The organism is Brevundimonas sp., from assembly GCF_023259385.1.
Taxonomy (GTDB): Bacteria; Pseudomonadota; Alphaproteobacteria; order Caulobacterales; family Caulobacteraceae; genus Brevundimonas.
In genome coordinates this window covers 1-9,294 of record NZ_JAHFPF010000138.1, presented here as the reverse complement: position 1 = coordinate 9,294, position 9,294 = coordinate 1, and the positions used below count along the sequence as shown (strand labels likewise).

12 protein-coding genes and 1 tRNA gene are annotated in these 9,294 nt (G+C 68.9%); 4 read left to right on the top strand and 9 right to left on the bottom strand.

Annotation, left to right across the window (positions count from 1 at the left end):
- The coding region (locus Q0C81_RS11485) for an alkaline phosphatase PhoX (protein ID WP_291837759.1) at positions 1 to 892 on the top strand (892 nt) is incomplete at its 5' end.
- Here Q0C81_RS11485 and Q0C81_RS11480 read toward each other — a convergent pair.
- Entirely contained in the window at positions 893 to 1,963 is a 1,071-nt protein-coding gene (locus Q0C81_RS11480) for a COX15/CtaA family protein (protein WP_291837756.1), read from the bottom strand.
- 137 nt (positions 1,964 to 2,100) lie between these two features.
- Between Q0C81_RS11480 and Q0C81_RS11475 the strand changes: the two genes are divergently transcribed.
- Together Q0C81_RS11475 and Q0C81_RS11470 are read left to right on the top strand one after the other, a co-directional pair.
- The gene (locus tag Q0C81_RS11475; protein ID WP_291837753.1) at positions 2,101 to 2,352 is read left to right on the top strand and encodes a transglycosylase; all 252 of its coding nucleotides are present in this window, start codon (positions 2,101 to 2,103) and stop codon (positions 2,350 to 2,352) included.
- Positions 2,352 to 2,552 (top strand): DUF2842 domain-containing protein, encoded by a 201-nt coding sequence (locus Q0C81_RS11470; RefSeq protein WP_291837750.1) that lies wholly within the window; start codon positions 2,352 to 2,354, stop codon positions 2,550 to 2,552. The genes Q0C81_RS11475 and Q0C81_RS11470 overlap by 1 nt, the downstream gene beginning before the upstream one ends.
- A 68-nt stretch (positions 2,553 to 2,620) precedes the next feature.
- On the opposite strand, the gene Q0C81_RS11465 is transcribed toward Q0C81_RS11470, so the two are convergent.
- The 7 genes from Q0C81_RS11465 to Q0C81_RS11435 form a co-directional block, all read right to left on the bottom strand.
- Positions 2,621 to 2,697, bottom strand: a tRNA-Pro gene (locus Q0C81_RS11465).
- Between the two features lie 55 nt (positions 2,698 to 2,752).
- The gene (locus Q0C81_RS11460; protein WP_291837748.1) at positions 2,753 to 3,178 is read right to left on the bottom strand and encodes a MerR family transcriptional regulator; all 426 of its coding nucleotides are present in this window, start codon (positions 3,176 to 3,178) and stop codon (positions 2,753 to 2,755) included.
- 8 nt (positions 3,179 to 3,186) lie between these two features.
- Positions 3,187 to 3,489, bottom strand: a complete 303-nt coding sequence (locus tag Q0C81_RS11455; RefSeq protein WP_291837746.1) for an integration host factor subunit alpha — start codon at positions 3,487 to 3,489, stop codon at positions 3,187 to 3,189.
- Between the two features lie 73 nt (positions 3,490 to 3,562).
- Positions 3,563 to 4,540 carry a beta-ketoacyl-ACP synthase III gene (locus tag Q0C81_RS11450; protein ID WP_291837743.1) on the bottom strand — a complete coding sequence of 326 codons (978 nt, stop codon included), beginning with the start codon at positions 4,538 to 4,540 and terminating at the stop codon, positions 3,563 to 3,565.
- Entirely contained in the window at positions 4,537 to 5,616 is a 1,080-nt protein-coding gene (plsX, locus tag Q0C81_RS11445; protein ID WP_291837740.1) for a phosphate acyltransferase PlsX, read from the bottom strand. The genes Q0C81_RS11450 and plsX overlap by 4 nt, the downstream gene beginning before the upstream one ends.
- A gap of 93 nt (positions 5,617 to 5,709) precedes the next feature.
- On the bottom strand, positions 5,710 to 6,222 hold the full coding sequence (locus Q0C81_RS11440; protein ID WP_291837737.1) for a DUF177 domain-containing protein: 513 nt from the start codon (positions 6,220 to 6,222) through the stop codon (positions 5,710 to 5,712).
- Positions 6,219 to 6,749 carry a ubiquinol-cytochrome C chaperone family protein gene (locus tag Q0C81_RS11435; RefSeq protein WP_291837734.1) on the bottom strand — a complete coding sequence of 177 codons (531 nt, stop codon included), beginning with the start codon at positions 6,747 to 6,749 and terminating at the stop codon, positions 6,219 to 6,221. Before Q0C81_RS11435 ends, Q0C81_RS11440 begins: the two co-directional genes overlap by 4 nt.
- Positions 6,750 to 6,836: 87 nt before the next feature.
- On the opposite strand from Q0C81_RS11435, the gene bamE reads away from it, so the two are divergent.
- Positions 6,837 to 7,313: an outer membrane protein assembly factor BamE gene (gene bamE, locus Q0C81_RS11430; RefSeq protein WP_291837731.1), complete on the top strand. Its 477-nt coding sequence runs from the start codon at positions 6,837 to 6,839 to the stop codon at positions 7,311 to 7,313.
- 235 nt (positions 7,314 to 7,548) lie between these two features.
- On the opposite strand, the gene Q0C81_RS11425 is transcribed toward bamE, so the two are convergent.
- A partial coding sequence (locus Q0C81_RS11425; protein ID WP_291837728.1) for a sodium-translocating pyrophosphatase occupies positions 7,549 to 9,294 on the bottom strand: 1,746 nt, incomplete at its 5' end.

Sequence of the window (9,294 nt, the reverse complement as noted above, 5' to 3'; positions counted from 1 at the left end):
GACCCCCTGGGGCAGCTGGCTGACCTGCGAGGAGACCGAGGAGACGCCCGCCACCGCCGACGTGATGAAGGCGCACGGCTACATCTTCGAGGTGCCCGCCGACGCCGACGGCCTGGTCCAGGCCGTGCCGCTGAAGGCCATGGGCCGCTTCGACCACGAGGCGGTCTGCGTCGATCCCCGCACTGGCATCCTGTACCAGACCGAGGACCAGGGCGACGGCCTCTTCTACCGCTTCATCCCGACCACCCCGGGCAAGCTGGTCGATGGCGGGCGGCTGCAGGCCATGGTCGTGCGCGGCGCCCCGGGCGCGGACACCGCCAACCACGACGGCGCGCGCTTCTGGAGAGTCGGAGACTGGAAAGAGGTCGACTGGATCGATCTGGACGACGTCGAAAGCCCCAACGGCGACTTGCGCAAGCGCGGCCACGCCGACGGCGCGGCGCTGGTGGCGCGCGGCGAAGGCATCCACTGGGGCGACAACGAACTGTATCTGACCGCCACCTCGGGCGGCCCGATCGAGCGCGGCCAGATCCTGCGCTACGTCCCCTCGCCCGACGAGGGACAGGACGGCGAACGCGCCCGCCCCGGCCGCATCCAGCTGTTTGTCGAGAGCCTGGACGAAAAGGCCATGAACATGGCCGACAACCTGACGGTCGCGCCCTGGGGCCACCTGATCGTGTGCGAGGACAACTATTCCGCGGCGATCCGCAACCACCTGAAGGGCGTGACCCCGGACGGCAAGCTCTACACGCTGGGCCGCAATGTCTTCCAGGGCAACTCAGAGCTCTGCGGCTGCGTCTTCTCGCCGGACGGCGAGGTGCTGTTCGTCAACATCCAGTACCCGGGCGTGACCCTGGCGATCACGGGGCCCTGGGATACGGTGCGGGCGTAGTCAGAACAGCCCGCGCGACCTCGGACCCGACACGAACAGCCGCGGCTGCGACCGGCGGACCAGCCACAGGTTCACGGTCGCCGTCGCCAGCACCAGCGCCGCCCCCGCCTGATGCAGGGCGCCCAGCCACAGGGGCACGGCGTGCATCAGGGTGACGACGCCCAGCAGGGCCTGCAGCCACAGGGCGGCGGCGACGACAAAGCCGCTCGCGCCCAGCCCCTCGGCCAGCCGCCAGCGCCACGCCTGCACCGCATAGACCGTGCCGCCGATCAGCAGGCCGTAGGCCCAGATGCGGTGATTGAACTGGACCAGCGCCTGGTCGTGCAGGAAGGCCAGCGCCCCCTTGCCCCACTCGACCGGCGGGAAGACCGCGCCGTTCATCAGCGGCCAGTCGGTGTAGACGAACCCCGCCTTGGCCCCGGCCACCAGCCCGCCCAGCAGGCACTGGATGAAGACCGCGCCGAGCAGAATGGCCGCGCCGCGGCTCCAGCCTCCCGGCGAGCGCGAACGCTCCTCGCCGTTCCAGGCCTCCAGCCCGGTCCAGATCAGGCCCATGAAGATGATGAGGGCGAGGCCCAGGTGGGTCGCCAGGCGCTCGGGGGCCACGTCGACCCGCTCGCTCAGGCCGCTGGTCACCATCCACCAGCCGATCAGCCCCTGCAGCCCGCCCAGCCCCAGCAGGACCACGCAGCGCGAGATCAGCCGGCGCTGCACCTTGCGCATCAGCAGCAGGACCGCGAACGGCACGGCGAAGGCCACCCCGATCAGACGGCCCAGCAGGCGGTGCAGCCACTCCCAGAAGAAAATGCCCTGGAACTCGGCCAGGCTCATCCCGGCGTTGATCTGCTGGTATTGCGGGATGGCCTTGTACTTCTCAAAGGCGTCCATCCACTGGGCGTGGTTCATCGGCGGCAGGGCGCCCATGATCGGCTTCCACTCGGTGATCGACAGGCCCGAGCCGGTCAGGCGGGTCACGCCGCCCACCACGACCATGACGAAGACCAACGCCGCCACCGCCCACAGCCAGATCGCCACCGACCGGCTTTGATCGCCACCGCCCAAACGCTTCATTCGACGCCTGCCGTTCCGCCCGTTACACTGCCGCTCGCGCGCTACTCGCCGCGCCCGGACCTGTGCGGTATGCCCGCGCATGAGGGCGAGATCGAGTCGCTTTTCGGCGCCCTGTCGCCGCATGCTGGAGAGGCCGTTTGCAGTACGCCGACATCGTCACCGCCGTTCTCGGCGCCTTCGTGCTGGCCTGGCTGGCCGATCTGCTCACTGGCCGCCGCGGCCTGTTCGCGACCGGGCTGGTCTCGGGCGTCGGCGCGATCGCGGGCGCCTTCCTGGCCGTCCGCGTCTTCGCCGTCTCGACCATGGACCAGTGGGGCTGGGTCCTGTGGTCGATGATCGCCTCGGCCGTCGCCCTGGCCGCCTTCTTCCTGTTCCGCAGCAAGCGCTGATGGGCGGCCGCACCCGGCGCTTCATCGCCATGATCGCCGTGCTGGTCTTCCTGGTCGTGTGGATCTGGGGCGTCATCGCCCTGCGCGGCCTGTTCGGCCCCAACATGCTGCTGGACCTGCTGTTCTTCGCCGTCGGCGGCATCGGCTGGGGCGTGCCGCTGTATCCGCTGTTCAAATGGGCCGAGAGCGGCAAGGACTGACGCAGGCCGGAATTGCGAAGGGGCCGTCCGAAGACGACCCCTTCAACCAACCGATTTTCTTTCGAAAATGGTCGGAGCGACAGGATTCGAACCTGCGACCCCTTGACCCCCAGTCAAGTGCGCTACCAGGCTGCGCCACGCTCCGAGAGGCGCTCCCTATAGACGGGGTCGCGCCGCGCGCAAACCCAAAAAAGAGGTCTTCAGGCGGATCGCGACAGGGCGGCTTCCAGACGAGCGCGCGCGCCTTCCAGTTCCGCCAGAACCTGACGCAGCCGGACCGACGATACGGCGGCGGGCGCCGGCGCGGGCGCGGGCTCCGGCGTCGCGCCCTCGGGCTCGAACGCCACCAGGCCTTCGGGGTCGCCCCAGGCGGCGATGCGCTTGAGGCCCTGTTCGCGGAACAGGCGCTGCACCCCCTTGATGGTCAGGCCCTCGTCATGCAGCAGCCGCTTGACGGCCTTCAGCAGCACGATGTCCTGCGGCCGGTAGAACCGGCGGCCGCCCGCGCGCTTCAACGGCGCGACGAAGGTGAATTTGGTCTCCCAGAAGCGCAGGACGTGCTGGGGCGCGCCGACCTCGTCGGCGGCCTCCGAGATCGTCCGGAACGCTTGAGGGCTCTTGGCCATGCGTCAGATCAGGCGGTCACGACAGCGTCGTGCACCCGGCCCTTCATGATCTGCGAGGCGCGGAAGCTGATCACCCGGCGCGGGTTGATCGCCGCCGGTTCGCCGGTCTTGGGATTGCGGCCCATGCGGGCGCGCTTCTCGCGAACCTGGAAGACGCCGAAGCCCGACAGCTTGACGGTCTCGCCGCGCTCCAGCGACTCGACGATCAGTTCGAGGGTGCGCTCGACCATCTGGGAGCATTCCTGCCGCGAAAGGCCCACTTCCTCGTGGACAGCCTCGCAAAGATCGGCCCGCGTCAGGGTCTGCGTCACCGGTCACTCCCCTCAATCGTCAGTGGGTCGCATAAAAGGGCAAGCGCCCTGAAATGAAAAGGCGAAATGCGCTTTACAGACGAATCGCGCAGGCGCCCCAGGTCAGGCCTCCGCCCATGGCCTCCATGACCACCAGATCGCCGCGCTTGATGCGCCCGTCCTTGATGGCGGCGTCCAGCGCCAGGGGGATGGAGGCGGCCGAGGTGTTGGCGTGGGTGGCGACGGTCGAGATGACCTTCTCCTCGTCCAGGCCCAGCCGGTCGCCGACGCCGCGGATGATGCGCTGGTTGGCCTGGTGCGGCACGAACCAGTCGACCTCGGGCACCTCGATGCCTGAGGCTTCGCAGGCGGCGGTGATGGCCTCCGCGATATTGATGACCGCGTGGCGGAACACCTGATTGCCCGCCATGCGCAGATGCCCGACCGAGCCGGTCGTGGCCGGGCCGCCGTCCACATACAGCAGGTCGGTCTTGGAGCCGTCGCAGCGCAGGGCGAAGCCCAGCAGGCCCTGATCGGCCTTGGTCCCCTGCCCTTCGCGCGGCTCGACCACCACGGCGCCGGCGCCGTCGCCGAACAGCACGCAGGTGGACCGGTCGTTCCAGTCCAGCAGGCGGGTCATCTCCTCGGCGCCGATCACCAGGGCGCATTTGGCCAGGCCCCGGGCCACGAAGCCGTCGGCGACGCTGAGCGCATAGACGAAGCCCGAGCACACGGCCTGGACGTCGAAGGCGATGCCGACGGGCGCGCCCAGCTTGCGCTGCACGATCGAGGCCGTGGCCGGGAAGGTCATGTCCGGGGTGGTGGTCGCCACCACGATCAGGTCCACGTCCGCGGCCGTCTTGCCCGCATCGATCAGGGCGCGACGGGCGGCCTCGACCGCCAGATCGCTGGTGGGCTCATCATCGCGCGCCTTGTGCCGCTGCTTGATGCCGGTCCGCTCCTGGATCCACTCGTCCGAGGTGTCCACGATGGCGGCCAGATCGGCGTTGGTGACGATCTGTTCCGGAAGATACGAACCGACGCCGGTCACGGCGCTTCGCATGACGCTCACTTGGTAGTCTCCATGGCCGCGTCCGAAGGCTGCGCGGGCGGCTGTTCCAGTACGGCGGTCAGCTTCTGCAGACTGGCCCCGACCTTGGTCATATAGTCACTGCGCGCCAGATCGACAGCGATGCGGATCGCGGCGCCGAAGCCGCCCGCGGTCGCGCCGCCGTGGCTCTTCACCACAATGCCGTTCAGGCCCAGCAGCGGGCCGCCGTTGATGGCGTTGGGATCGATCTTGGCGCTCATCTTCTTCAGCGCCGGATAGGCCAGCGCCGCCCCGGCCTTGGCCATCAGGCTGGAGGTCAGGGCCTCGCGGGTCAGGGCGCCGATGAATTTGGCCACGCCCTCGGCGGTCTTCAGGGCGATGTTGCCGGTGAAGCCGTCGGTGACGACCACATCGACCGTGCCCTTGGCGATGTCGTCGCCCTCGACGAAGCCGTGATAGGCCAGACCGAAGCCGCCCTCGCGCAGCAGGCGCGCGGCCTCGCGGACCTCCTCGTGGCCCTTCATGTCCTCGGACCCGACGTTCAGAATGCCGACGGTAGGGCTGGCGACCCCGTGCACGGCGGTCATGAAGGCCTCGCCCATGATGGCGAACTCGACCAGCTGGGCTGCGTCGCTCTCGACGTTGGCGCCGACGTCCAGCACGGCGGTGACGCCCCGGAAGGTCGGCCAGCCGGCGACGATGGCGGGACGTTCAAGGCCCGGCGCGGACATGCGCAGGATCAGTTTGGAGATGGCCATCAGGGCGCCGGTGTTGCCGGCCGAGACGATCGCGGCGGCCTCCCCGGTCTTCACCGCCTCGATGGCGTTCCACAGGCTGGAGCCCTTGCCGCGGCGCATCGCCGTGGCGGGCTTCTCGTCCATGGCCACGACCTTGTCTGTGTGGCGGACGTCGCAGATGTCGTCGCCCAGGCCGCAGCGGGCCATTTCGGCGCGGATCGCGGCCTCGTCGCCGTTCAGCAGGAAGCGCACGCCCTCGCCGCCGTGCCGCGTGCGGTAGTCGCATATGCCGCCGACCACGACCGGCGGGCCGTGATCCCCGCCCATGGCGTCAAGCGAGATCAGAATGGGGGATGGCAAGCCGTTTCGACTCCGTCGCGCCGACGTTAGCGGCGCTGGTCAGGCGGCGACGATAACGCCGCACAAGGGGGATGCAACCAGGTGGACCCGGCGTCAACCTTCGTCGGAGGGCCGAAGTTGCTTCAGGACCGCGAAAGGCGAGATTTCGGTGGGTTCCGGCGGCTGGACGAACTCCGCGCCCGGCTTGCGGGGGAATGGGTCCAGATGCAGGGCCAGCTGCTCCACGACGTACTGGCCAAGATCGATCTGGCCGTCCTCGACCACGTCGGGCGATTCGTCCTCCAGCGTGATGATGATCTCGTCGGATTCCTCGTCCACCGGCTCGGCCAGCTGGACCGAGAAGGCCTCGTCGATCGTCAGCGGCAGCGGCTCCAGGGTGATTCCGCAGGTCTGGGCGAGCTCCGCCCGGACGCGGCCGGACAGGGTCCAGCCCGCGGCGGTGGGGACCAGGTTCACCTCGGCCTCGACCGCGTCCAGCGACGCCAGGTCCAGCGCCCGGGCGATTCGGGCGCGGGCGGCGGCGTCGGGCGTCAGGGTGCGTTTCACGCCGGACCCGATCTGGTGCAGGCGGACAGGCTCGCTGTAGGGCAGCTGGGGAGTGCTCATGCCTTCACCTCCGCCCACGCGGGGGCTTTCAGAACGTCGTCGAACGGCTGGGCCGCCAGCCGGGCGCGGCTGGACAGGGCATAGGCCGCCAGGGCCGCCCCGTCGGCGGGCGTCTCGCTTTCCAGCACATTGCGCGCCAGGCCGGCCGCCAGCATATCGGCGTCCCCGTCCCGCAGCGGCTGCTCATAGGTGGTCATGCGCCCGTAGAGCGACTCGCCCAGCTTGCGCATCTTCTTGCCGACCGAGATGTCGCCGACGCCCAGCTCCCGCAGGGTGTGGTCCAGCGCCGACACATAGCTGTCGAACAGCTGCTGGCCGGCGTCGCCGCCGCGCTCGGTCCCCTCGTCCTTCAGCCGCATGGTCAGCAGCAGGACGTGCAGGGTGTACAGCTCGAACCGCGCGTCGATGCGGTCCGCGACGCCCAGCGCGGTGTAGAAGCGCGGGTCGCGGGCCTGACGGACGGCGATTTCATAAAGCCCGTCGCCGAAGCGTTCGCGGCGGAGGGTTCGGAAGAGATTCTGCAGCATGTTTCACGGCCCCTTTTCCGCCGCGCCGTTGAACTAAGGCTCGGGTCCGGTTAGGTCAAAGACCTTGTTCTGTCGCAGGCGCCGCAAATGCTCCGTACGAAACTCCTGATCGCGGCTCTGTCGCTCGCCGCGCTGACCACGGCCTGCGCCCCCGTCGTGGGCCAGAACGGCTTCCAGGCCATCGACGCCAAGCCCACCGACATCGTCGCCGGCACGGACACGCGCCAGACGGTGCTGACCAAGCTGGGCTCGCCGTCGACGACCTCGGCCTTCGAGAGCGACACGATCTGGTACTACGTCAGCCAGACGACCGAGAAATACACCTACAACCGCCCGCAGGTGACCCAGCGCAGCGTGACCGAGATCACCTTCAACGCCGGCGGCCAGGTCGCGGGCGTGCGCACCCTGGGCCTCGACGACGGCGAGCGCATCTCGATGAACGGTCGCGAGACGCCGACCCGCGGCCGCCAGCTGACCATCCTGGAGCAGCTGCTGGGCAACGTCGCCCGCGGCCAGCTGCCTCGCACCGAGGAAGACGCCCCCGGCCAGCGCCGCCCGGACTAGGGTTTCGGCTCCATCTGTTCAACGAAACGCCCCGGAGATGGCTCTCCGGGGCGTTTCTCGTTGTGGCGCCAAGCTAGTGATTAGTGGCTAGTGATTAGTGGCTGGGCCGGTCCAGGCCCCGACCGTCGAGGGCCTCCTGCCGGCGGCATCGAACCACTAATCACTAGCCACTAACCACTTGCCCGCCGCCGCCGGCTAAGGGTTGGCGCCGTCGCCGGCGCCAACCCCAGACCGATCAGCCGATCTTGCCGCTCGCCAGCACCGCCAGCAGAAGCAGGGCGACGATGTTGGTGATCTTGATCATCGGGTTCACCGCCGGACCGGAGGTGTCCTTGTAGGGATCGCCCACCGTGTCGCCGGTGACGGCGGCCTTGTGAGCCTCCGACCCCTTGCCGTGGACCACGCCGTTCTTGTCGGTGAAGCCCTCTTCGATGACCTTCTTGGCGTTGTCCCAGGCGCCGCCGCCCGAGGTCATCGAGATGGCCACGAACAGGCCGGTTACGATGACGCCCATCAGCATGGCGCCCAGGGCGGCGAAGGCGTTGGCCTTCTCCGGCTGGATGAACAGCACGACGACGAACAGCACGATCGGCGACAGCACCGGCAGCAGCGACGGCACGATCATCTCCTTGATCGCCGCCGAGGTCAGGATGTCGACCGCCTTGCCGTATTCGGGCTTCACCTCGCCGGTCATGATGCCCGGGTTCTCGCGGAACTGACGGCGCACCTCGGCGACGACCGATTCGGCCGCCCGGCCCACGGCGGTCATCGACATGCCGCCGAACAGGAAGGGCAGCAGCCCCCCGAACAGCAGGCCGACCACGACGTAGGGGTTGGTCAGGTCGAAGGCGACCGTCCCGAGGCCTTCGAAGAAGCTGCCCGGCAGGGCGGTCTCGGCGAAGTATTTCAGGTCCTCGGTATAGGCGGCGAACAGCACCAGGGCGCCCAGGCCGGCCGAACCGATGGCGTAGCCCTTGGTCACGGCCTTGGTGGTGTTGCCCACCGCGTCCAGGGCGTCGGTCGAGTGGCGCACTTCCGGCGGAAGGCCCGCCATCTCGGCGATGCCGCCGGCGTTGTCGGTGACCGGACCGAAGGCGTCCAGCGCGACGATCATCCCCGCCACGCCCAGCATGGTCGTGGTGGCGATGGCGATGCCGAACAGGCCCGCCAGCTGGAAGCTGACGACGATGCCGACGATGATGGCCAGGGCCGGAAGCGCGGTGGCCTCCAGCGAAACGGCCAGGCCCTGGATCACATTGGTGCCGTGGCCCGAGACGGAGGCGTTGGCCACCGAACGGACCGGACGGAAGTTGGAGCCGGTGTAGTATTCGGTGATGACCACGATGGCGGCGGTGACGACCAGGCCGACCACGCCGGACCAGAACAGCTGCATCGAGGTGATGACCAGCCCGCCCGAGGTGGTGACCGTGGCCGGAGCCACCTGGTCGATGATCCACCAGACCGCGCCGATCGACAGGACGCCGGTGACGATGAGGCCCTGATAGAGGGCGCCCATGATGTTCTGGCTCTTGCCCAGGCGGACGAAGAAGCTGCCGATGATCGAGGTGACGATGCAGATGGCGCAGATGGCCAGCGGCAGCAGCATCATCGCGCCGACATACTCCGTGCCGCGGAAGAAGATGGCGGCCAGCACCATCGTCGCCACGGTCGAGACGGCGTAGGTCTCGAACAGGTCGGCGGCCATGCCGGCGCAGTCGCCGACGTTGTCGCCCACGTTGTCGGCGATGGTGGCGGCGTTGCGGGGGTCGTCCTCGGGGATGCCGGCCTCGACCTTGCCCACCATGTCGCCGCCGACGTCGGCGCCCTTGGTGAAGATGCCGCCGCCCAGGCGCGCGAAGATGGAGATCAGCGAGGCGCCGAAGCCCAGCGCGACCAGGCCGTCGATGACCTCGCGGCTGGTGTTCTCAAGCCCGAGCCCGGCGGTCAGGAAGGCGTAGTAGCCCGCCACGCCCAGCAGGGC

Excerpts from the sequence above, each read along its gene's own strand:
- Q0C81_RS11470 (WP_291837750.1), top strand. The coding sequence starts at position 2,352 with ATGGGCGGCCGCACCCGGCGCTTCATCGCCATGATCGCCGTGCTGGTC.
- Q0C81_RS11440 (WP_291837737.1), bottom strand. The coding sequence starts at position 6,222 with ATGAGCACTCCCCAGCTGCCCTACAGCGAGCCTGTCCGCCTGCACCAG.
- Q0C81_RS11480 (WP_291837756.1), bottom strand. The coding sequence starts at position 1,963 with ATGAAGCGTTTGGGCGGTGGCGATCAAAGCCGGTCGGTGGCGATCTGG.
- bamE (WP_291837731.1), top strand. The coding sequence starts at position 6,837 with ATGCTCCGTACGAAACTCCTGATCGCGGCTCTGTCGCTCGCCGCGCTG.
- Q0C81_RS11435 (WP_291837734.1), bottom strand. The coding sequence starts at position 6,749 with ATGCTGCAGAATCTCTTCCGAACCCTCCGCCGCGAACGCTTCGGCGAC.
- Q0C81_RS11460 (WP_291837748.1), bottom strand. The coding sequence starts at position 3,178 with ATGGCCAAGAGCCCTCAAGCGTTCCGGACGATCTCGGAGGCCGCCGAC.